This window comes from Micromonospora sp. NPDC002411, from assembly GCF_053592955.1.
Map to the genome: position 1 here is coordinate 1 of NZ_JBSFBM010000085.1, position 20,755 is coordinate 20,755.

Genomic DNA, 20,755 nt, shown 5'->3' on the forward strand with positions numbered 1-20,755 from the left:
GGTGCCCGGCGAGCCCTACCTGTCGCCGCCCGCGCCACCGGAGGGCTATCTGGGTGTGGCGCGCCGGGCCGAGCCCGGCCCGCTGCGGATCGGCCGGTTCACCACGCCGATGCTCGCCGACGAGCCGGTGCACCCCGACTGCGTGGCCGCCGTGGACTCCGCCGCCGCGCTGCTCGCCGCGGCCGGGCACGAGGTGGTCGAGGTCCCGCCGCCGCTCACGCCGGCGGTGTGGCCGCTTTTCGAGATCCTCTGGTACGTGTTGGCGCTCTCCCCGGTGCCGCCGCAACGGGAGGCGGAGCTGCTGCCGTTGACGCGGCTGATGCGCGCCCGGGGTGCCGAGATCAGCGCCGGCACGCTCGCCGCCACCCTGGGGGAGTTGCAGGCGCAGGTCCGCCTCGGCGCCCGCCGCACGGCCGGGGTCGATCTGCTGCTCTGTCCCACCCTGGCCGCCCCTCAGGCGCCTGTGGGCTGGTTCACCGCCGATGGTGACCCGGCGGCCGACTTCGACAGGCAACGCCGCTTCTCGCCCTACTGCGCCGTCTTCAACGTCACCGGCGATCCCTCCGTCTCCCTGCCGGTGGGCAGCACGACCGATGGACTGCCCGTCGGGGTGCTGCTCACGGGCCGGTACGGTGACGACGCGCGGCTGATCGCGACCGCTGCGCAACTGGAGAACTCAAGTGACGGATGGGATCGGCACCCCGCAATCTGGCGGGCCGCCGACTCCGCTAACGTGAATGGTGACGGCGTCGGGTGGCCGGCATCATGATCGTCCATTCGACCCGGCTGTTCGAGGTCGTCCTTCTTCCGCCTGGGGGCGTTGGGATTGTCTGTTACCGAGACGTTGCTGGTCTTCGTCGGCATCCCGCTGGCCGCGGTGCTGGTCATCACTGGTCTCACCTACGCCGGCAGCCGTGGTGGTGCCACCACCGGCGGGGGTGGCACCAAGCGCTACCGCCCGGGCCGGCCCTTCGACTTCACTCCGGTCTGGTTCCTGGGCCGCCCGGAGCAGCTGGCCGACTCGGCCGGCACCGCGCTGACGGCGGGGGCGCAGGCGCCCGCGCTGACCAGCCGCAAGCTTGAGCAGGCCAGCGTCGAGGCGCCGGCCGGTGGAACCGGAGGCGCAAGTGACCGTTGGTGAGAAGCAGACCGGGTCGGAGAATCCGCCCGAGGTGCTGGACGGGCCCTTCTCGACCCGCCAGTTGCTGCGCATCGACGAGGCGTTGCGCCTCGCCGACCAGGGCACCGGCCTGGTCTTCTCGGTCTTCGTCGGTGGTCTCGACGAGCCCGTCCGGGAGCACGCCCAGCGGCTGCACCGCCAGCTCGCCGACCCCGACAAGTCGGTGCTGATCGCGGTGTCGCCCAACCAGCGTCAGCTGGAGATCATCACCGGGCGGTACGCCCGCAAGCGCATCCCGGACACGTACGCGAAGCTCGCTGCGCTCTCCATGGCCGGCGCGTTCAGCGGCGGCGACCTGGCCGGCGGCATCATCAACGGCCTCGACCAGCTCGCCAGCCACGCCGGCAAGGGCTGAGCCCCTCCTCCTACGACGAAGCCCGGCCCACTGGAAAGCGGGCCGGGCTTCTCGCGTTCAGCGGGGCCAGGCGCTCGGCTCCAACCTCATCGTCCACGGCTCATCCACGGTCACCGCGTCGTCCGGCCCGACGGTGCCCAGCAACTCGTAATGGTCGCCCTTGCCGAGCCGGTAGCGGTAAATCACCGGACCGAAGTCGCCCCGCTCCACTCGCCAGTAGTGCGAAATGCCTGCCTCGGCGTAGAGAGCAGGTTTGGTGAAGCGGTCGTGGCGACGGCTCCCGGTGGACTCGACTTCCAGGACGAGCTCGATGTTCGACGGTTCTGCCCACATCCGCCCGCGCGCTGCGCTTGGTCGCAACACGGTCAGATCGGGGATGAGATTCCCGCCGGGGACCTGCACCCCGATCTCTCGGATCACGCGCCAACCAGCCGGAGCCGCCTGACGGATCGCCATCCGGATCTCGTCGGCCAGCTCATGGTGCTCTGGACCGGCTGGTGGTGTCACGTGCAGGCTGCCGTCGATGATCTCGTAGCGGTTACCGTCCTCAGGCAGGTCGGACAGGTCCTGCTCGCGCCAGCCCCGCTCCGGGGGTTGCCATTGGTAGGTCGGCTGTGCCATCGCGTCCACCTCCTTCCGCAACCATAACGGCCCGGGCCGGCGTGAGCTCTCAGCCCACACCGGCCCGGGCCGTGTACTCGCTGGTCAGCTCTGCTGGGCGTCCTTCGCGCGGGCCTTCAACGCCCGCACCACACCATCGCGACCCTCGGCGACCAACCGGCGCAGCGGGCCGGGGTGCCCGTCGCCGGCCAGCCACGCGTCGGTGGCCGCCACAGTGTCGTCCTCCACCAGGTAGGTCGGGTACGCCAACTGCGCGAACTCCTGCGCCGGCTCGCTGTCCCGAGTGGCCCACACCTGTGCGACGGTCGCGAAGTACCGCTCCCGGTACGGGGCGATCAGCTCCACCTGCGTCGGGTGCGCGAAGCCCTGCAACAGCGCCCGGTGCCGCCAGTTCGGCAACGCGTCGGGGCCGGTCAGCAGCGCCCACAGGGCGGCCTTGTTCTCCGCCGTCGGCACCAGAGCCTGGGCGTACGCGGCCTCCCGCTCACCGCTGGCGGTGCGGTCGCCGGCCAGCTCCGCCTCGATCTCGGCGGCACCCGCCGCGCCGTTCGCCACCAGGGCGGCGAGGACCGACCACCGCAACTCGGTGTCCACGGTCAGCCCGGCCGGGATTCCGGTGCCGTCCAGCCAACCCCGCAACGTGGCCAGATCCTCCTCCGAGCGCGCCGCCGAGGTGAACGCGCGAGCCCAGGCGATCTGGAAACCGCTGCCCGGCTCGGCGTTGGCGAGCGCGTCCCGGGCGGTCCGGGCCAGGTCGGCCCAGCCGGTCGGCGCCCAGGCCGGGTCGGCGTACACGGTGAGCGTGGTGGTCGCCTGCCGCAGGGTGGCGGTGACCAGGTTGATGTCGGTCTCGGCGGGCAGCCCGCTCAGCGTCAGCGCCACGTAGTCGCGGGCGGACAGCTCCGCGTCGCGGGTCATGTCCCACGCGGCGGTCCAGCACAGCGCCCGGGCCAGCGACGACTCGAAGCCACCGATGTGCTGCACCACTGTCGCCATCGAACGCTCGTCGAGGCGCAGCTTGGTGTAGCTCAGGTCGTCGTCGTTGAGCAGCAGCACGTCGGCGGCGCGCACACCGCGCAGCTCGGCGAGGTCGGTCCGCTCGCCGGTCACGTCCACCTCGTACCGCTCACGGCGGACCAGCCGCCCGTCGGTCAGGTCGTAGAGACCCACGCCGATCCGGTGCGTCCGCAGCGTCGGGTACGCGGTCGGCGCCTCCTGCAGGACCGCCACCTGCTCGTATGTGCCGTCCGCGCCGATGGTCACCTCGGGGCGCAACGTGTTGACCTGCGCGGTCTCCAGCCACTGCGCCGCGAACTTGCGCAGCTCCCGGCCGGAGGCCGCCTCCAACTCGGTGAGCAGGTCGTCGAAGGTGGCGTTGCCCCAGGCGTGCTTGCCGAAGTAGGCCCGCAACCCGGCGACGAACGGCTCCTCACCCACGTACGCGACAAGCTGCTTGAGCACGCTCGCGCCCTTGGCGTAGGTGATGCCGTCGAAGTTGACCTCGACGGCCTCCATGTCCGGCATCTCGGTGTAGACCGGGTGCGTGGAGGAGAGCTGGTCCTGCCGGTAGCCCCAGTTCTTCCGAATGGACAGGAACGTCGTCCACGCCTCGGTGAACCGGGTGGCGTTGGTGTTGCACCAGTGGCTGGCCCACTCGGCGAACGACTCGTTGAGCCACAGGTCGTTCCACCAGCGCATGGTGACCAGGTCACCGAACCACATGTGGGCCAGCTCGTGCAGGATCGTGTTGGCCCGCTGCTCGTACTCGAAGTCGGTGACCTGCGAGCGGAACAGGTAGTGCGACTCGGCGTGGGTGACGCAGCCGAAGTTCTCCATCGCGCCGGCGTTGAAGTCGGGCACCCAGAGCTGGTCGTACTTCGGCAGCGGGTAGCGCACACCGAACTTCTCGTGGAAGAAGTCGAAGCCCTGCTTGGTGACCAGGAACAGGTCGTCGGAGTCGAGGTAACGCGCCATCGACGCGCGGCAGAACACGCCCAGGTCGATGCCGTCGTGGCTGTCCCGCACCTCGTGGTACGGCCCGGCGCACATCGCCGTGATGTAGGTGCTCATCCGCGGCGACTCGGCGAAGTGGAGCGTCTTGAGCGCCTCACCCGCCGGCTCCTCCCGCTGCACCGGCATGTTGGACACCGCCCGCCAGTGCGCCGGCACCGTGGCATGCCAGGTGTAGACGCTCTTCAGGTCAGGCTGGTCGAAGCAGGCGAACACCCGCTGCGCGTCGGCGGTCTCGAACTGGCTGTAGAGGTACGTCTCGCCGTCCACCGGGTCGACAGTGCGGTGCAGCCCCTGACCGCTGTTGGAGTAGGCGAAGTCTGCGTCGACCACCAACGTGTTGTCGCTGTCCAATCCGGACAGCACCAGGCCCTTCTCGGCCGACCACTCGGAGAGGTCGACCGGGGTGCCGTTCAGCGTCGCGGACCGCACCGAGTCGGCGGCCAACTCGATGAACGTGCTCGCACCTGGTTCTGAACAGCGGAAGCGAACCTCGGTGACGGACCGGAACGTACGGCCGTCCGCCGCCAGCACGGCGCTCGACAGGTCCAGCCTGATGTCGTACCCCGTCACGTTGAGCAGGCGGGCCCGCTCGGTCGCCTCCACCTGCGTCAGGTTGCGCACTCCCGGCACTGTTCGTCTCCATCCCACTTCACGCCGACGCCCGGCGGCGTCCGTCTCCCAGCCACTCGTGACAGCTGGCCCGATTCGAGTCTTCCACGTACGGGCAGCCCGCGGTGGCCGAGGTCACGCTCTCATTCGGGTGCCGCTCGACGTGCCGTGGGGTGAAGATTCCGGTGAGACGCCGGAGCGCCGGCGCCCCTGTTGAGAAGGGACCTCACCGTGACCGATCGCGTCACCGCAGACATGTGGTTCGACCCGGCCTGCCCGTGGGCGTGGATCACGTCCCGCTGGCTGCTCGAGGTCGAGCAGGTCCGGGACGTGGACATCCGTTTCCACGTGATGAGCCTCGCTGTGCTCAACGACGGCCGGGACGAGCTGCCCGAGGAGTACAAGTCCTTCCTTCGCACCGCCTGGGGCCCGGTCCGGGTCTGCATCGCCGCCGAGCAGCGGTACGGCAACGACGTCCTGCGCCCGCTCTACACCGCGCTCGGCACCCGGATCCACCTCGGCAAGGAGGAGCGGCAGCGTGAGTTGTACGTCGCCGCGCTGACCGACGCCGGCCTGGACCCGGCCCTGGCCGACGCCGCCGACAGCACCGACTTCGACGAGGCGTTGCGGGCCAGCCACGAGGCGGGAATGCGCCCGGTCGGCCAGGACGTCGGCACGCCAGTCGTGCACGCGCCCGGCCCGGACGGCAGCCCTGTCGCGTTCTTCGGTCCGGTGATCACCCCGGCGCCGAAGGGGGAGGCCGCCGGTCGGCTCTGGGACGGCGTCCTGCTGGTCGCCGGCACGCCCGGCTTCTACGAGCTGAAGCGCACCCGCGAGCAGGGCCCGATCTTCGACTGAGCGATGCGGAAGGGCCCCGGTCGGCGCTCGGCGCTGACCGGGGCCCTTTCCCGTACGCTCCCGGGCGTGTCGGGTCGCCGCCTCGCCCGTCCCGTCACCGGGAGACCGCTGCGCTCGTTGGCCTGCATGTCCGCCGCAGCGACCCGCAGGGTCGCAAGCCGCAGTCCGTGGAGGCAATCCCGATGGCCAAGCACCGTGCGTCCGGTGACGATCAGTTGACCCGCCCGGGGGTGATCGACAATTCCGGACCGGCCTACTGGTCGGTCGACGACTCCCGCTGGCCGGCGGTCCGTCCGGACCTGCCCGCCCACCTGGTCGATCTCCTCGCACCGCCCATCGTGGTGGGCGTGGCCCGGGTGCCGGTGACCTCCCGCCTCACACCGCCCGCCCCGGCCGACCCGCTGCCGGCAGCCGCCGACTCGGTGCCGGATCTGCTGGATCTGCCGGCCCTGCCGGCACTGGCGGCGCCGGCGGAACCCGCGCCCCCACCCCCGGCGCCGGCCGCGCCGCGCCCGGTGCCGACGCCGCCGCTGAACCCGCGGCCCGTCCCGTCACCACCCCCGGACCGTCCCGTGCCGGGGCCGCCCGCCTCGCCTCGCCGCAGCGTGAACAGCGGACCCGTCGGAACCGTTCGACGGGGCAACAACGGGCCGGTGAGCGCGGGTCGACACCGTCGGGGCGTGTCCGACCGCGCCGGCTGACCGCCGCGCCGGGCCTGCTGCTTTCATCTGGTGGACGCCCTGCGGGTCCCCGTCGGCGGCGACATCGTCGCCGGTAGCGTCACGGGTATGACGGTCGTGCATCCGATCACCCGGGCGTGGGTCACCACTGGTGGCACCGGCGCGCAGAACTACGACGAGTTCGCCGACGACGCGGAGATCACCGCGATCATCGAGTCGAACCCGCACAGTGCCCTCGGCATCGAGATGCCGCACCGCGCTCCGCAGAGCCTGGGCAGGTCGTTCCTCGACGCGCTGCCGGACGCGGTCTCCCGCCTCGCCGAGGCCAAGGCGGACGGCAGCTACACCCCCGCCGAGCAGGTGGTGGTGCTCTACCGGATCACCGCAGCCGGAGAGGAGCCCGCGTACGGGCTGTTCGCGATGGTGGACACCGACCAGATCTCCACCCGGGCCGACGAGCCGGGCCTGGTCATCCGCAACGAGGACGTGTTCATCGCCAAGGTGCGCGAGCGGGTGGCACTGGCCGAGGCGCTGGGTCACCTGCTCTCACCCGTACTCCTGCTGCAGACCGGGCGTGGCGACGAGCTGCACGCCGCGCTCGCGACGGCGACCGAGACGGCCGGCGCGCCCGCCGCGACGGACACCGACCAGGCCGGCCGCACGCACGCCATCTGGTTGCTCGGCCCCGGCCCCGAGCAGACCGCGCTGACCGACCTCGCCGGTGGCGGAGAGCTGGTCGTGGCCGACGGCAACCATCGCAGCCTGGCCGCCCAGACCGGCGGGCTGACCCGCTTCCTGGCCGTGGTCACCACCCCCGCGTCGGTGGCCATCCAGCCCTACAACCGGCTGGTCAGCGAGCTGACCACGACGCCGGCCGAGCTGCTCGACCGGCTGCGGGCCGCGGGCGCCGCTGTCGAGCCGATCGACGGCCCGGTCGAGGTCCCGACGGACGGCGGCACCGTGCACCTCCGCCTCGACGGCCAGGGGTACGCGGTGCGCCTGCCGGCCACGGCCTCCGCCCGTCTGGAGAACCTGGACCACGCCCTGGTCGAGCGGTTGCTGCTGCGCGACGCGCTCGGTCTGGACCCGGGCGACAAGCGGATCACCTACGTCGGCGGTGACTACCCGGCGAGCTGGCTCACCGGTGAGGTCGACGCCGCCCGGGCCGCGCTGGCCATCCTGATCGCGCCGGTGACCGTGGCGGACTTCGTCGCGGTGAACCTGGCCCGGGAGAAGATGCCCCGCAAGAGCACCTGGTTCACCCCGAAGGCGCGCGGCGGTCTGGTCGTCGCCGAGCTGCCGCGCTGAGTGGCCCACCGCACGACCGTGTGACGAACCCGGCTCTCCGACGCCGCCGCTGCGACGTCGGAGAGCGCGGCCTGACAGACTGCCCGGTATGCGCGTCTACCTGGGATCCGATCACGCCGGTTTCGAGTTGAAGGTGCACCTCGCCAATCACCTGGCCAAGCAGGGGTACGAGGTGATCGACGTCGGCCCGCACGCCTACGACCCGGACGACGACTACCCGACGTTCTGCCTGCACACGGGCACCCAGGTGGTGGCCGACGAGACGGGCCTCGGCGTGGTCATCGGCGGGTCCGGCAACGGTGAGCAGATCGCCGCGAACAAGGTCGCCGGGGTCCGGGCCGCGCTGGCCTGGAGCGTGGAGACCGCTCAGCTGGCCCGCCAGCACAACGACGCCAACGTGGTAGCGGTCGGCGCCCGGCAGCACACGCTGGACGAGGCCACCGGCATCGTCGAGGCGTTCCTGAACACGCCGTTCTCCGGCAACGAGCGGCACGCCCGTCGGATCGCCCAGGTGGCCGAGTACGAGCAGACCCGACAGCTGCCCGACCTGCCCTGAGCCGGGGCGGTCAGCGCGGCGAGCGGGGCAGCTCCTCGCGGGGTACCCAGTTACGTCGGACGACCACCACCCGGGCCTCCGCCTCGGCCAGGTCGTCCTCGGTCGGTCGGGCCGCGTCCCGGGCTCGCAGGGCGGCGCTCAGCCCCACCTGGGACGAGCCCGAACCGACCAGCCCGCGTAGCCCTCGCTCGCCGTCGCGGTCGTCGCCGCCCGGGCCCCTGCGGCGCGGCGGCGGGTCGTCCCCGTCGTGTACCCCGGCGGTGCTGGCCGTCGGGGTGTCGGCGCCACGTCCGGCCGTGTCGGAGTCGGGGTGGTGGCGTAGCCGTCGCCGCCGTCGGTCCGGGTCACCCATCAGCCGACCGTACCCTGCCCGCTGTGGGATCGGGCACCGTCGGGTCGTCCTGTGTCTCGGGCGGGGTCGGCGACCGATTTGCCGGGTGGCTACCCTCGGAATCAGGCGGTGGTGATGCCGTCGGTCAGGGGGAGGACAAGATGGCAGACCAGACGCAGCCGTGGGCCGAGCGGACCGTGGAGGTGCCGCCGCAGGCCGGCGTCGGGGTGCCGCCGCAGCGGGACGGGTTCCGCCGGGGCGTGGCGCCGGTCGGTCAGCCGCGCACCCCGCGGACCGAGCCGTTCCCGGTGGTCGAGCAGGAGCCGACCGGCACCGGCTGGCCCGGTGGGCCGGTTCCTCGCCAGTCGCTGAGCTCACGGATGGCGCAGCTGCGTCGCGGCGGTGAGTGGAGTGCGGCGGCCGGGCTCTTCGCGTTCGTCTGCTGGGGGATCTGGGCGCTCTCCGGTCAGGGTGACCTCAGCGGCCCGGTGCTGGTGCTGGTGCTCAGCCTGTTGGTGGCGGTCGGCCTGTTCTCCCTGTCCCGGCTGGTCGGCCGGGTGGTGCTGGAACGGCAGATGGGTCGGGTCCGGCGCAGCGCCCGAGGCGCGCACCTGGCGACGGCGGTGTTCCTCGCCGGCCTCGGTGTGGCCTGGCTCCAGCAGACCGCGTGGGTCGTCTCCGCCTGGAACTGGATCTCCTCGAACTGATCCGGAGCGCGTACGGGCGGGTCGACTCGGAGCCGACCCGCCCGTACGCCCGGTCGCGGCACGCCGCGACACCGGTCGTCTCCCCACCAGGCACTGTCGCTGCTTACCCGGCCGGCCACGGTTCATCCGTGGCCGGCCGGTGCGTCTGGTACTCCGTTCGTGGCGGCCTGGCGCCGCTGAGGGATCAGCCGGCGGGTTGGGCGACGGCGTAGTCGCGGGCCACCCGCACCAGCTCGACCAGCCCGCCCGCGTACTCCTGCGACTCGCCGTGCGCCTCGTCGAACGGCGGCTGGAAGCCGACTCCCTCCCACTGGCCGGTGGCCGGGTTCCACCGGTCGTTGCCGACCTCGAAGTCCCAGGCGAAGATGCCCAGCTCGTAGTAGAGCTGGTCGGCCGAGTTGCCGGCGGCGGAGTAGAGCACGTCGGCCACCGGCCCGGTCTGCGACGGCCAGGTGACGGTGCCACGCTCCTGCGCGATGGCACCGACGATCCGCCGGGCGCTGTCGAGGAACAGCGTCGACTCGTCGATCGACGGCCGGGGCAGGGTGACCCTGCCGTCGGCCCGGTACGCCCCCGGCGGCCACATGAAGTACCCGCCGTAGGAGTGCACGTTCATCGCGAACTTGATGTTCGGGTGGTCCTGCGCGAGCGCGATCACGTTGCGGCTCTCCGCCTCGGACAGCTCGGCCGTGCCCGCGTAGTTGCCGGAAAGGCAGTTGGCGCTGGCGCCGACGTAGCCGTCGAAGTACGAACCGACTGTGTAGTTGCGGTTGATGTCGACGCCCCACGAGGTGCGGTTCTTCGGGTCGAGGGCCGGCCCGGTGCAGTGGTTGACCAGGTTCTTGCGCTGGAAGTTGAAGTCGTTGAACGAGTAGTTCGCGCCGTCGGGGTTGACCGTCGGGATGACGAAGATGTCGACCTGCTCCAGCAGCTCACGGGTGGCCGGGTCGGTCCGCGCGTTGGCCAGCATCCGCTCGGCGAACTCCAACGTCACAAGCGGAGTGGCCCACTCCCGGGCATGCTCCTGGGAGTACGCGAGCACACCCACCCGGGAGCCGTCCCGGTGGACGCCGAGGCGCAGCGCCTGCACCGTCCACGGCCGGGCCGGCACCTCGGTGCCCTGCAGACCGTCGTCGAGTCGGACCGGACCGGCGACGGGCATCGGCAGCCCGGTCGAGCCGTCCTCGACAGTGGCCCGGAACCGGTCCGGTTGGCGCGCGTTGATCGCCGCGGCGACCTCGTCGGTGGTGCTCACCGTCTTGCCCCCGGTGTCGGTGGCCAGCGACACGGTCAGGACGCGGTCGCGGTAGCCGACGGTCAGCGGCCGGTTCGGACGACCCGGGTCGACGGTGCGCACCTGCACACCGTTCATACCCTGGTCGCCGAAGCGCACCGAGTCCACGACCACGGCGGCGACCGCCGGGTCACCGAGGTACGCGGCGGCGGTACGTCGGTACCCCTGGGTCTTGTTCGGCAGGTCGATCACGTCGACCAGGTCCCGGTACTGGCGGGCCAGCCGCTTGATCCGTGACTGGATGTCCACCGGCGTCAGGTACGCGTCGATGAAGTCCTTCTGGTAGCCGACAGGCACCGGCGGCGGGGTGGCGTTGGGCCAGAGCGTCGGCGTGATCGCCCGACTGACCCCGCCGAGGCTGGAGGTGGCCGTCAGCTGGACTGGTCGACCGGGCACCGGCTGGGGGAGCGCGTAGTGGTACTGGTACTCGCCGGAGTCCTCGAAGCGGTAGAGCGGGAACGAGCCGGTCGCCCCGTCCGCCGTCCGCCAGTTGACGGTGATCTCCACGTCCGGGTCGTCGGTGGCGGTGGTGGCCACCTGCGCCTGGAGGAACGTCTGGCCGGTCGTGGTCCACCAGTACGCCTGCTGGACGTGGAGGGTGTCAGTGTTGGTGGCGGTGCGCTGGCCGGCCGGAGCGCGTAGTCCGGTGGCGGTGCGGGCCTGCGCCGCGCGGACGCTCTCGGCGTAGTTTCGGCTGCCGTCCCCGGCACGCTGCACGATCTGTATCGCCGTGGCGCCCTGCGCGGTCAGGTCGGCGAGTTGTGTGCCGCTCAGCACGAGGTCGGCGAGGATCCGTCCGTCCCGCGTGCGGGGCCGGTTGGCCAGGTCCGCGCCGGTGGCGACCAGCCGGTCGAGCTGCGCCTGATCGCGTAGCTGCACCCGGACCACTGCGGTTTCGGTGGCGCTCACTGTGATCGGTGGGGCGGGGTCGGCTGGCGCCGCGGTTCCCGGTGCGGGGTGGGACAGCACTGCGCTGAACAGGATTACTGTGCTGGCGGCAGCTGTCCACCGTCGTCGGACGATCATGTGCCCTCCTGACGGATGTCGATGTCACTGGTCCTTACACCAGTCCATAGATCGACACCTGTCAAGGTTGTGCGGGCCGACCGCCACCCTTGACCCCGCCCCGAGCTGCTGAACGCGCCAGTTGGTCGTTGACTGCCGTGAAACGAGTGCGAGTTCAGGAGCAACCCTCTGCGCCCGACCCCGCGTGACTACCTCGAAACGGGGATCGGAGGCCTGAATGAGCGATCGCGACACGGCGTTCGCCGAGTACTTCGCGGCTCGGTCCGGTGCCATGCGCGGCACCGCGTACCTGCTGTGCGGCGACTGGCACCGTGCCGAGGACCTGGTCCAGACCGCGTTCGTCAAGCTCTACCGGGTCTGGAATCGGATCTCCCGGCACGAGGTGCTCGACAGCTACGTACGCCAGATCCTGATCCGCACATTCCTCGACGAGCGACGGCGTGGCTGGTGGCGGCGCGAACGGGTGGGAGGCGAGGACGCCGAGCAGGTGGCCCCGCCGGACTCGCCGGAGAGCCGGCTGCTGCTGCTCCAGGCGCTGGCGTGCGTGGCACCGCGCCAACGCGCCGTGCTGGTTCTCCGCTACTGGGAGGACCTGTCCGTCGAGGACGTCGCGGCGCTGCTGGAGTGTTCTCCAGGGACGGTGAAGAGCCAGGCGGCACGCGGGCTCGACACGTTGCGTGGCCTCCTGGCACCCACCTACAGCGAGATCGGTATGGGGGAGCGATGAACGAAGACGAGTTGCGTGCGGGATTGCGCGGAGAGATGGCGAGCCTCACCCCGCCACCACCATTGAGTACGGCGGCCACGCTCGGCGTGGCCCGGCGGGCGAACCTCCGCCACCGTGCGGTGTGGGCGTCGGTCGGGACCGCGGCTGTCGTATTGGCGGTCACGGGCTTCGCGGCCGTCGCCACTCCGGACGGCCGTGTCTACCAACCTGGGGGTCCGCCGGTCGCGCCGGATGCGTCGGGCGACACCGCGAAGCCGTGGCCGACCGGCCCCGACGGTCGACCGCAGGAGGACCGGACGGCGCGGGCCGGCACCAAGTACGACGAAGGGGCCAAACTGCTCCGAGATGTCGTCGCGATCGTGCCCACCGGCTACAGCACCCCCGACGACCCGCCGAACCCGCCGGACGGCCAACTGACCCTACGGACCCACCAGGCGCAGTTCGAGGCCACAGTGGACGGGGTCGACAGGTGGAGTTACTCAACCTCCGTGGCCGTGGCGCAGGGCGAGGGCACCGGGCGCGTCATCGTCGAGGTGCACGAGGCGGGCACCCACGAACTGCCCACCGAACCGTGTGCCCTGGCCCAGACGTTCTGGGGCATGGAGGGCGAATGTCAGGTCGAGACCGTGGGAACGGCGCAGGTCGGCGTGGTGGTTCGACCCGGCAGGGACGACCGGCTGGACCAGTGGTCGGCGTACCGCCACCCGGATGGCGTGGTGGTCTACGTGGCGCAGGGCAAGAAGCTCGACGAGCTTCGGCCGGAGCTGACGAAGCTGCCGTTCTCCGTGCCGCAACTGGCGGCCCTCGCGATCGACGAGCGGTTCCACCTGAAGTGACATGGTGACCCGGGCGCCCCGGGTGGGCCCAGGTGCCGCGACCATGCGGTCCACCTGGGCCTTCTTCGTCCCCGTTGACGGGCACCCGTTCGTGGACCACGGGGACTACCCTCAGCCGCACCGAGCCGAAGGGGGGCCAGTGCGACATCGACTGCGGGGCGTCGCGATGGTGCTGCTCGGCGCGGTGCTGTTCGGCACGCCGGGTCTCGCTCTCTGCTCCTGGTACGGCGGCCGTGGCACAGTGCCGCTCAGCTTCGAACGTGCGACGGGTATCGCGGCGGAGCTTCTCCCGCAGGCCGAGTCGGCCGGTATGGGGTTCGAACGCGGCTTCGGGTACGGCACTTTCCTCGCTTCGGACGACTTCGGTTCGTCCCGCGCGACATTCCAGTACGGCATCCCCCGCGCCGACTGCGCGCTCTCCGATCAGCTGCGCAGCAACGCCGCGTCGAAGGGGTGGCCGATTCTGCACCGGGTCTCGGGCGGCCCGTGCGACGGCTGGCGCACCGAGGCGGACGGACTGGACGTCACGCTCAACCACCGCGACACCGTCTCGACGCTGACCATCGCCCCGGCCGCGCCGGACGGTTTCCTCGCCACCACCCTCGTCGGCGCCCTGCTCGGCGGAGCCGCCGGCGCGGCGCTGTTCTGGTGGGTGGCGCGGCGACGGCCGCCCGTACCCCGGGTGGCTCGCACGCTGCTGACCGTCGCCCTGCTGCCCGGCACTCTGCTCACCTGGCGGGGCGTCGCCTCGCACGGGCTCGCCAACCCGGTCTGGCCCCTCTGGCGGTCACTCGCGCCGCTGCTGTGGCCGCTGTCGCTCGCGACTGTGCTGGCCGTGTTGATCATTTATCTGCGGAGACGTAACCGGACGGACGCCGCCGAGCCGACAGTTGCCAGCACCGCTGACTAGGGGAGTGACCGACCGGCCCGGATCGAGCGATGGAGCCTCTGACCTGGGCCGGTGGCCGTTGGAGCGGGCGACGAGAATCGAACTCGCGTAGTCAGTTTGGAAGACTGAAGCTCTACCATTGAGCTACGCCCGCGTGCGCCCCGTCGGAACGAGGTGCACCGACAGCGTACCCAATGTCGACGCCCGACGCGTAACCGCGCCACCGCCCCGCGGTACCCGCGTCGTCCCGACGCCGCGTCGCCCCTCCCCAAGACCGCGTCGTGCCTCCCCAAGATCCGCACAACATCAGGGATGTAGTGGTATCCGCGCGTCGTGAGGCCCCTATATCCAGGAAGTTGTGCGGATCTTGCGGTCCGTGCGGCCCCGCGCGACGCCCAGAGGTGGCGATGTGAGCGCTTTCGGGAGATGTGTCCGGGTGGGGGATGCCCCGGCACCGCCTGGGACGCGACGACGGCATAGACTGCTCGTCGCCACGGGGTGTGGCGCAGCTTGGTAGCGCACTCGCTTTGGGAGCGAGGGGCCGTGGGTTCAAATCCCGCCACCCCGACTGTCGTCCGCGGCCGGGCCGACCCGGGTGCCGCCCAGTGCGGTCCCCGGGCGATGCCGGAGCGTCAGGCCGGCTCGCCTACACTCGATGGGCTGAATCACGCCCAGACTCAACTGAGATCCGTCAAGGAGTACGCCTGTGAAGAGCACCGTCGAGACTCTGAGCCCGACGCGCGTGCGGCTCGCCATCGAGGTGCCGTTCGTCGAGCTCGAGCCGAGCCTCAAGAAGGCGTACCGGGAGATCGGTTCGCAGGTCCAGGTTCCGGGCTTCCGCCGGGGCAAGGTGCCGACCGCCGTGATCGACCAGCGGGTCGGCCGGGGCACCGTCCTCAACGAGGCGGTCCAGGAGGCCATCCCGGAGAACATCCTCGCCGCGGTGCGTGAGCACGACCTCAAGACGCTGGGGCGCCCCGAGGTCGAGATCACCGAGTTCAACGACGGTGACTCGCTGAACTTCACCGCCGAGGTCGACGTCCGCCCGGAGATCACCATCCCGGACGCGTCGACCATCGAGGTGGTCGTCGACGAGCTGCAGATCGACGAGAGCGAGATCGACGAGCAGGTGAAGAACCTGCGGGAGCGTTTCGCGACCCTCAAGACGGTCGAGCGGGCCGCCGCCGAGGGTGACTACGTCCAGATCGACCTCAACGCCACCGTCGACGGCGAGGACGTGCCGGGCGGCCAGGCCAGCAACATCTCCCACGAGGTGGGCAGCAAGCAGCTCCTCCCGGGCCTCGACGAGGCCGTGGTCGGCCTCGCCGCCGGCGACGACACCACCTTCACCACCCAGCTGGTCGGCGGCGACTTCGCCGGTCGCGACGCCGAGGTGGCGGTGACCGTGCGCACGGTCAAGGAGAAGGAGCTGCCCGAGCTGAACGACGAGTTTGCCCAGATGGCGAGCGAGTTCGACACGATCGAGGAGCTGCGCGGCGACCTGCGTTCGCGGGTCACCCAGGGCAAGCAGGTCGAGCAGATCTACGCCGCTCGGGACAAGGCCCTGGCGCAGCTGGTCGAGGCCGCCGAGATCCCGGCCCCGGAGGGTGTCGTCCGCGAGGAGGTCGAGAGCCGCAAGCAGGCGATGGTCGACCAGCTGGAGCGGATCGGCGCCTCCATGGAGGAGTACCTCGCGGCCGAGGACAAGACCGAGGAGCAGATCGACGCCGAGCTGACCGAGGCGGCGACCGAGGGCGTCAAGGTCCAGCTCCTGCTGGACACGCTGGCCGACGCCGAGGACGTGCAGGTCTCCGACGACGAGTTCGGTCACGAGATCGTGCACCGGGCGCAGCGCGCCGGTATGGCCCCGCAGCAGTACTACGACCAGCTGGTGCGCTCCGGCGCGGCCGCCGCCGTCTTCGGCGACGTGCGGCGGGGCAAGGCGCTCGCGGCCGTCATGGAGCGGATCACGATCAAGGACGCGGCCGGCAACGGCATCACCCTTGACGCGCTGCGCGCCGCCAACGAGGCCGAGCACAACCACCAGCACTGATCGTCGGGTGCGGCGCCGTCCGCCGCTGTGCGGTGGACGGCGGCCGAATCCTTTCCCCGGGTACGCCGGGAGCCCGCGCCGCGGGTGTGCCCGACACAGCTGCGCTGAGAGCGAACAGTGCCCCGACCGGGACTCTGCCGCCCCGCACACCGGTTAGTGTCGGGAAAGACGGTACGGAGAGCGAAGGGCTGCCATGACCGACATGCACATCCCCAAGAAGTCGCTCCGGGCGATTGACGCGCGCGGTGGCGACTCCATTGGCAACCTCGACGACTCGGTCTACAACCGGTTGCTCAAGGAACGCATCATCTTCCTGGGCAGTGAGGTGACCGACCAGGTCGCCAACCGCATCTGCGCGCAGCTGCTGCTGCTCGCCGCGGAGGACCCGGACCGCGACATCAACCTGTGGATCAACTCGCCGGGTGGCTCGGTCTACTCCGGCATGGCGATCTACGACACCATGCAGTTCATCGACAACGACGTGTCGACCGTGGCGATGGGCATGGCGGCCTCGATGGGCCAGCTGCTGCTCTGCGCGGGCACCAAGGGCAAGCGTTACGCCCTGCCGCACGCCCGGATCATGATGCACCAGCCGTCCGGCGGCCTGGGCGGCACGGCGTCCGACATCGCCATCCAGGCGGAGCAGATGCTCTACACGAAGCGGATGTTCCAGGAGCGGGTCGCGCACCACACCGGCCAAGACCAGTCGCAGATCGAGGCGGACTCGGACCGGGACCGTTGGTTCACCGCCCAGGAGGCCATGGACTACGGCTTCATCGACAAGGTGATCATCGGGGCCGCTCAGGTTCCGGATGGCGCCGGGACCCTGAGCTGAGGAGCTGACGATGACTGATCTGAGCCTGCCGCCCCAGTTCGCGGCCGTGCACAACCGTTACGTGTTGCCGTCGTTCGTGGAGCGCACGTCGTACGGGGTCAAGGAGTCCAACCCGTACAACAAGCTCTTCGAGGACCGGATCATCTTCCTCGGCGTGCAGGTGGACGACGCGTCGGCCAATGACGTGATGGCCCAGCTGCTGACGCTCGAGGGCACCGACCCGGACCGCGACATCATCATGTACATCAACTCGCCGGGTGGCTCGTTCACCGCGATGACGGCGATCTACGACACCATGCAGTACGTCCGTCCGGACATCCAGACGGTCTGCCTCGGGCAGGCCGCCAGCGCGGCGGCGGTGCTGCTCTCGGCGGGCACCGCGGGTAAGCGGATGGCGCTTCCGAACTCGCGGATCATCATCCACCAGCCGGCCACCGAGGGCGGCTACGGGCAGGGCTCGGACATCGAGATCCAGGCTCGGGAGATCCTGCGGATGCGGACGCAGTTGGAGGACATGCTGTCCCGCCACTGCAACCGGCCGATCGAGCAGGTTCGCAAGGACATCGACCGTGACAAGATCATGACGGCCGAGGAATCCAAGGAGTACGGGCTGGTCGACACGATCCTGACCAGCCGCAAGAAGGGTCTGCTGGCGACCCACTCCGCCAGCTGAGCTGTACCGGGTCAGAGGTTGGCCGGGGCGTGAAGTTCCCGGCCGACCTCTGACACACCCGTTTTGGGGGTCGGAGATTGCCCCGGCAGCGGGTAACGTCGGGTCCGTACCGCTTCGCCGGTCGGGTCGACGAAGCGAACCACACCGGGCGGCGCGCAGCGTCAGCAGGTCAGGGCCGGGGTTCCGGCCGATGAGTGCAGGGAGAACGTAGGTGGCACGGATCGGTGACGGCGGCGACCTACTGAAATGCTCCTTCTGCGGCAAGTCGCAGAAGCAGGTCAAGAAGCTCATCGCGGGCCCAGGGGTCTACATCTGCGACGAGTGCATCGATCTCTGCAACGAGATCATCGAAGAGGAGCTGGCCGAGTCCGGCGAGGTGAAGTGGGAAGAGCTTCCCAAGCCGATGGAGATCTGCCAGTTCCTCGACAACTACGTCGTGGGGCAGGACCAGGCCAAGAAGGCCCTCGCCGTCGCGGTCTACAACCACTACAAGCGAATCCAGGCCGAGGCGGCGAATGCTCCCGGCTCCGGCAGTGATGCCGTCGAGCTGGCCAAGTCCAACATCCTGCTGCTCGGCCCGACCGGGTGCGGCAAGACCCACCTGGCGCAGACCCTCGCCCGGATGTTGAACGTCCCGTTCGCCATCGCCGACGCCACAGCGCTGACCGAGGCGGGCTACGTGGGTGAGGACGTCGAGAACATCCTCCTCAAGCTGATCCAGGCCGCGGACTACGACATCAAGCGCGCCGAGACCGGCATCATCTACATCGACGAGGTCGACAAGATCGCCCGTAAGTCGGAAAACCCGTCGATCACGCGCGACGTCTCCGGCGAGGGCGTGCAGCAGGCCCTGCTCAAGATGCTGGAAGGCACGGTGGCCAACGTGCCGCCGCAGGGCGGTCGCAAGCACCCCCACCAGGAGTTCATCCAGATCGACACCACGAACGTGCTGTTCATCTGCGGCGGTGCGTTCGCGGGTCTCGACCAGATCATCGAGTCCCGTACCGGGCAGGGCGGCACCGGCTTCGGTGCCCGGCTGCGGTCGGTGTCCGAGCGGTCGACCGACGACATCTTCAGCCAGGTCATGCCGGAAGACATGCTCAAGTTCGGGCTCATCCCGGAGTTCGTGGGCCGGCTGCCGGTGATCACCAACGTGCGCAGTCTGGACCGCAGCGCTTTGGTGCGCATCCTCACCGAGCCGCGCAACGCGCTCGTCCGGCAGTACCAGCGCCTGTTCGAGCTGGACGGCGTCGAGCTGGAGTTCGACGAGCCGGCGCTGGAGGCGATCGCCGACCAGGCGATGCTGCGAGGCACCGGTGCCCGTGGCCTGCGCGCCATCATCGAGGAAGTCCTGCTCTCCGCGATGTACGAGGTGCCGAGCAACCCCGACGCCGCCCGGGTGCTGATCACCCGCGAGGTGGTCCTGGAGAACGTCAACCCGACGATCGTTCCGCGCGAGTTCACCGGGCGTCGGGCCCGGCGGGACCGCGAGGAGAAGTCGGCCTGATCCTCCCCACGCCACGCCGGCCGCTCACTCCTGACGCGGCCGGCGTGATCGCGTTCGGCGGTCCCACTCGCCCGACGGGGTGACGGTCACCATCATCAGCCGAGCCGGTTCGGTGGTGTCGTTGCGATAGCCGTGTTCCCGGTCGGCGTGGAATTCGATGGTCTCCCCGGCCCGTACCCCGTGGTCCTGCCCGTCGACGCGGACGACCACAGAGCCGGTGAGGACGTGCAGCACCTCCCGCGTGCCGCGCGGGTGGTCGGCGGACCGGTGATCCTCGCCCGGCACGAGCTGCCAGTCCCACAGTTCGACGAGGTCGGGCTCGCCAAGGCCGCTCAGCAGACGGGCCGTGCCGCCGTGCTCACCCTGCCAGAGCACCGGCGCCTGGGCCGCTGAGGTGATCTTCACGGCCTGTTCCTCGGCCGGCTCCAGGAGTTGGGCGATGTTGACGCCGAAGGCGTCCGCGACCCGGCACAGCGTGCCGACGCTCGGGTTGGTGCGCGCGCCCTCGATCTGCACGAGCATCCCCTTGCTCACCCCGGACCGACCGGCCAACTCCTCGAAGGACCAGCCTCGGGCGGCCCGTAGGTCGCGTACCTGTCGGGCCACCGCGGCGGTCACCGCACCCACCCGATCCGCTCCCGCCTCGGTCATTAAACTATCCTTCACGGTCACTATTATGGTACGACAGTGGCATGCTCCCCATTGTCCTGGCAACGGTGGCCGCCGTCGCGTTCGGCATCGCCGACTTCTCCGGCGGCAAGGCGTCCCGTCGCGCCAACCCGATCGCCGTGACCGTCGTCTCCCAACTCCTGAGCGTTCCACTGCTGGTCGTACTCGTGTTGGCGGTGCCCGGCACCCCGACCGTCGGTGACATCGCCTGGGGCCTGCTCGCCGGGGTGGCTGGCGCCGGCGGGGTCATGCTGCTCTACCGGGCCCTCGCCGGCGGGATGATGGCCGTCGTGGCGCCGGTCACCGCCATCACCGCCGCAGTGGTGCCGATCATCGCTGGCCTGTTCACCGCGTCCTTCCCCGGTGCACTGGCGCTCACCGGCGCGGGTCTCGCGGTGCTGGCGATCGCCCTGGTCAGCCTGGGGGAGAGTGGCGGACGGAAGGGTGTCCCGGCACGGCTCGTCGGGCTCGCCCTCGCCGCCGGAGCGCTCTTCGGTGTCTTCTTCACCCTCCTCGGCCAGGCCGACGAGAGCGCCGGGATGTGGCCGGTGGCGGCGGTACGGGCCAGCTCGATCGCTGTCGGCCTCGCGCTGGCCGCCGGCACCGGCGTGCGCCTGCGACTGGAACGACGGGTGCTGGGCTGGGCAGCGGTCGCCGGTCTGCTGGACAGTGCCGCCAACGGGCTCTTCCTGGCCGCCGCTGCCCGTGGCCACCTGAGCATCATCGCGGCCATCGCCGCGCTTTACCCGGCCAGCACCGTCCTGCTGGCGTTGGCCGTCGACCGGGAGCGGCTGCGCCCGGTCCAGGTCGCCGGGCTCGGGTTCGCCGCCGGGGCTTTGGTGTTGGCCAGCCTCTGACGCTGTCCACGCCGGCTCCTCCGGTCGTACCCTGTGCTCATGCGTGTCGCCGTCTGCCAGCTGAACGCCCGGGACGACCGCAAGGCCAACCTGGCCGCCGCGGAGGTCCTGCTGGAACGTGCGGCGGCGGGTGGCGCGGACCTGGCCGTCCTACCTGAGTACGTCGACTAC

General features: G+C 70.6%; 22 protein-coding genes and 2 tRNA genes. 18 read left to right on the top strand and 6 right to left on the bottom strand.

Annotated elements, in window-relative coordinates:
• From ACWCO3_RS12995 to ACWCO3_RS13005, 3 genes are all read left to right on the top strand, one after another.
• On the top strand, positions 1-769 hold a 769-nt coding region (locus ACWCO3_RS12995; RefSeq protein WP_450010018.1), incomplete at its 5' end, for an amidase family protein.
• 51 nt (positions 770-820) lie between these two features.
• Positions 821-1,141 (top strand): aa3-type cytochrome oxidase subunit CtaJ, encoded by a 321-nt coding sequence (gene ctaJ / locus ACWCO3_RS13000; protein ID WP_450010019.1) that lies wholly within the window; start codon positions 821-823, stop codon positions 1,139-1,141.
• Complete coding sequence (locus ACWCO3_RS13005; protein WP_088988018.1) at positions 1,128-1,535, top strand: DUF5130 family protein; 408 nt, start codon at positions 1,128-1,130, stop codon at positions 1,533-1,535. Before ctaJ ends, ACWCO3_RS13005 begins: the two co-directional genes overlap by 14 nt.
• Positions 1,536-1,592: 57 nt before the next feature.
• Here the strand turns inward: ACWCO3_RS13005 and ACWCO3_RS13010 are convergent, their stop codons facing one another.
• Positions 1,593-2,156, bottom strand: coding sequence for a Uma2 family endonuclease (locus ACWCO3_RS13010; RefSeq protein ID WP_450010021.1), 564 nt, complete (start codon positions 2,154-2,156; stop codon positions 1,593-1,595).
• 84 nt (positions 2,157-2,240) lie between these two features.
• Positions 2,241-4,790 carry an aminopeptidase N gene (gene pepN / locus ACWCO3_RS13015; protein ID WP_450010023.1) on the bottom strand — a complete coding sequence of 850 codons (2,550 nt, stop codon included), beginning with the start codon at positions 4,788-4,790 and terminating at the stop codon, positions 2,241-2,243.
• Positions 4,791-5,009: 219 nt separating this feature from the next.
• Between pepN and ACWCO3_RS13020 the strand changes: the two genes are divergently transcribed.
• The 4 genes from ACWCO3_RS13020 (at position 5,010) to ACWCO3_RS13035 (ending at position 8,180) form a co-directional block, all read left to right on the top strand.
• Positions 5,010-5,636, top strand: a complete 627-nt coding sequence (locus tag ACWCO3_RS13020) for a mycothiol-dependent nitroreductase Rv2466c family protein (RefSeq protein ID WP_088988020.1) — start codon at positions 5,010-5,012, stop codon at positions 5,634-5,636.
• Between the two features lie 182 nt (positions 5,637-5,818).
• Positions 5,819-6,337 carry a hypothetical protein gene (locus ACWCO3_RS13025; RefSeq protein WP_450010026.1) on the top strand — a complete coding sequence of 173 codons (519 nt, stop codon included), beginning with the start codon at positions 5,819-5,821 and terminating at the stop codon, positions 6,335-6,337.
• A gap of 87 nt (positions 6,338-6,424) precedes the next feature.
• On the top strand, positions 6,425-7,624 hold the full coding sequence (locus tag ACWCO3_RS13030) for a DUF1015 family protein (protein WP_450010027.1): 1,200 nt from the start codon (positions 6,425-6,427) through the stop codon (positions 7,622-7,624).
• An 88-nt stretch (positions 7,625-7,712) separates the two neighbouring features.
• Entirely contained in the window at positions 7,713-8,180 is a 468-nt protein-coding gene (locus ACWCO3_RS13035; RefSeq protein WP_145779350.1) for a ribose-5-phosphate isomerase, read from the top strand.
• Positions 8,181-8,190: 10 nt separating this feature from the next.
• Here ACWCO3_RS13035 and ACWCO3_RS13040 read toward each other — a convergent pair whose 3' ends face one another.
• The gene (locus tag ACWCO3_RS13040; RefSeq protein ID WP_145779351.1) at positions 8,191-8,532 is read right to left on the bottom strand and encodes a hypothetical protein; all 342 of its coding nucleotides are present in this window, start codon (positions 8,530-8,532) and stop codon (positions 8,191-8,193) included.
• Between the two features lie 140 nt (positions 8,533-8,672).
• On the opposite strand from ACWCO3_RS13040, the gene ACWCO3_RS13045 reads away from it, so the two are divergent.
• The gene (locus ACWCO3_RS13045) at positions 8,673-9,218 is read left to right on the top strand and encodes a hypothetical protein (RefSeq protein ID WP_145779352.1); all 546 of its coding nucleotides are present in this window, start codon (positions 8,673-8,675) and stop codon (positions 9,216-9,218) included.
• Between the two features lie 184 nt (positions 9,219-9,402).
• Here the strand turns inward: ACWCO3_RS13045 and ACWCO3_RS13050 are convergent, their stop codons facing one another.
• Positions 9,403-11,538, bottom strand: coding sequence for a M14 family zinc carboxypeptidase (locus ACWCO3_RS13050; protein ID WP_450010030.1), 2,136 nt, complete (start codon positions 11,536-11,538; stop codon positions 9,403-9,405).
• Positions 11,539-11,755: 217 nt separating this feature from the next.
• Here ACWCO3_RS13050 and ACWCO3_RS13055 point away from each other — a divergent pair, with 217 nt between their 5' ends.
• From ACWCO3_RS13055 to ACWCO3_RS13065, 3 genes are all read left to right on the top strand, one after another.
• Positions 11,756-12,265 (top strand): SigE family RNA polymerase sigma factor, encoded by a 510-nt coding sequence (locus ACWCO3_RS13055; RefSeq protein ID WP_357842215.1) that lies wholly within the window; start codon positions 11,756-11,758, stop codon positions 12,263-12,265.
• On the top strand, positions 12,262-13,101 hold the full coding sequence (locus ACWCO3_RS13060) for a hypothetical protein (protein ID WP_450010032.1): 840 nt from the start codon (positions 12,262-12,264) through the stop codon (positions 13,099-13,101). The genes ACWCO3_RS13055 and ACWCO3_RS13060 overlap by 4 nt, the downstream gene beginning before the upstream one ends.
• Positions 13,102-13,240: 139 nt before the next feature.
• Positions 13,241-14,011, top strand: coding sequence for a hypothetical protein (locus ACWCO3_RS13065; RefSeq protein ID WP_450010034.1), 771 nt, complete (start codon positions 13,241-13,243; stop codon positions 14,009-14,011).
• Between the two features lie 59 nt (positions 14,012-14,070).
• Here ACWCO3_RS13065 and ACWCO3_RS13070 read toward each other — a convergent pair.
• A tRNA-Gly gene (locus ACWCO3_RS13070) sits at positions 14,071-14,144 on the bottom strand.
• 340 nt (positions 14,145-14,484) lie between these two features.
• On the opposite strand from ACWCO3_RS13070, the gene ACWCO3_RS13075 reads away from it, so the two are divergent.
• The 5 genes from ACWCO3_RS13075 to clpX all read left to right on the top strand — a co-directional run bounded on the left by ACWCO3_RS13075 (position 14,485) and on the right by clpX (position 19,058).
• Positions 14,485-14,558, top strand: a tRNA-Pro gene (locus tag ACWCO3_RS13075).
• Positions 14,559-14,696: 138 nt separating this feature from the next.
• Positions 14,697-16,043: a trigger factor gene (tig, locus tag ACWCO3_RS13080; RefSeq protein WP_145779356.1), complete on the top strand. Its 1,347-nt coding sequence runs from the start codon at positions 14,697-14,699 to the stop codon at positions 16,041-16,043.
• A 193-nt stretch (positions 16,044-16,236) separates the two neighbouring features.
• Positions 16,237-16,878: an ATP-dependent Clp protease proteolytic subunit gene (locus ACWCO3_RS13085; protein ID WP_088988027.1), complete on the top strand. Its 642-nt coding sequence runs from the start codon at positions 16,237-16,239 to the stop codon at positions 16,876-16,878.
• Positions 16,879-16,888: 10 nt separating this feature from the next.
• Entirely contained in the window at positions 16,889-17,551 is a 663-nt protein-coding gene (locus ACWCO3_RS13090) for an ATP-dependent Clp protease proteolytic subunit (RefSeq protein WP_007464109.1), read from the top strand.
• 211 nt (positions 17,552-17,762) lie between these two features.
• Positions 17,763-19,058, top strand: a complete 1,296-nt coding sequence (gene clpX / locus ACWCO3_RS13095) for an ATP-dependent Clp protease ATP-binding subunit ClpX (RefSeq protein WP_145779357.1) — start codon at positions 17,763-17,765, stop codon at positions 19,056-19,058.
• A 24-nt stretch (positions 19,059-19,082) separates the two neighbouring features.
• On the opposite strand, the gene ACWCO3_RS13100 is transcribed toward clpX, so the two are convergent.
• Positions 19,083-19,709 carry a helix-turn-helix domain-containing protein gene (locus ACWCO3_RS13100; RefSeq protein WP_145779358.1) on the bottom strand — a complete coding sequence of 209 codons (627 nt, stop codon included), beginning with the start codon at positions 19,707-19,709 and terminating at the stop codon, positions 19,083-19,085.
• Positions 19,710-19,750: 41 nt separating this feature from the next.
• On the opposite strand from ACWCO3_RS13100, the gene ACWCO3_RS13105 reads away from it, so the two are divergent.
• Positions 19,751-20,584, top strand: coding sequence for a DMT family transporter (locus tag ACWCO3_RS13105; protein ID WP_145779359.1), 834 nt, complete (start codon positions 19,751-19,753; stop codon positions 20,582-20,584).
• Positions 20,585-20,623: 39 nt separating this feature from the next.
• Positions 20,624-20,755, top strand: a 132-nt coding sequence (locus ACWCO3_RS13110; protein WP_450010037.1) for a nitrilase-related carbon-nitrogen hydrolase, incomplete at its 3' end; no start/stop codon positions are given.

Coding starts and splice junctions, on each gene's coding strand:
- ACWCO3_RS13045 (WP_145779352.1), top strand. CDS start 8,673: ATGGCAGACCAGACGCAGCCGTGGGCCGAGCGGACCGTGGAGGTGCCG.
- ACWCO3_RS13040 (WP_145779351.1), bottom strand. CDS start 8,532: ATGGGTGACCCGGACCGACGGCGGCGACGGCTACGCCACCACCCCGAC.
- ACWCO3_RS13060 (WP_450010032.1), top strand. CDS start 12,262: ATGAACGAAGACGAGTTGCGTGCGGGATTGCGCGGAGAGATGGCGAGC.
- ACWCO3_RS13100 (WP_145779358.1), bottom strand. CDS start 19,709: ATGACCGAGGCGGGAGCGGATCGGGTGGGTGCGGTGACCGCCGCGGTG.
- ACWCO3_RS13055 (WP_357842215.1), top strand. CDS start 11,756: ATGAGCGATCGCGACACGGCGTTCGCCGAGTACTTCGCGGCTCGGTCC.
- ACWCO3_RS13030 (WP_450010027.1), top strand. CDS start 6,425: ATGACGGTCGTGCATCCGATCACCCGGGCGTGGGTCACCACTGGTGGC.
- ACWCO3_RS13050 (WP_450010030.1), bottom strand. CDS start 11,538: ATGATCGTCCGACGACGGTGGACAGCTGCCGCCAGCACAGTAATCCTG.
- ACWCO3_RS13085 (WP_088988027.1), top strand. CDS start 16,237: ATGACCGACATGCACATCCCCAAGAAGTCGCTCCGGGCGATTGACGCG.
- ACWCO3_RS13105 (WP_145779359.1), top strand. CDS start 19,751: ATGCTCCCCATTGTCCTGGCAACGGTGGCCGCCGTCGCGTTCGGCATC.
- ACWCO3_RS13025 (WP_450010026.1), top strand. CDS start 5,819: ATGGCCAAGCACCGTGCGTCCGGTGACGATCAGTTGACCCGCCCGGGG.
- ACWCO3_RS13010 (WP_450010021.1), bottom strand. CDS start 2,156: ATGGCACAGCCGACCTACCAATGGCAACCCCCGGAGCGGGGCTGGCGC.
- ACWCO3_RS13090 (WP_007464109.1), top strand. CDS start 16,889: ATGACTGATCTGAGCCTGCCGCCCCAGTTCGCGGCCGTGCACAACCGT.
- ACWCO3_RS13035 (WP_145779350.1), top strand. CDS start 7,713: ATGCGCGTCTACCTGGGATCCGATCACGCCGGTTTCGAGTTGAAGGTG.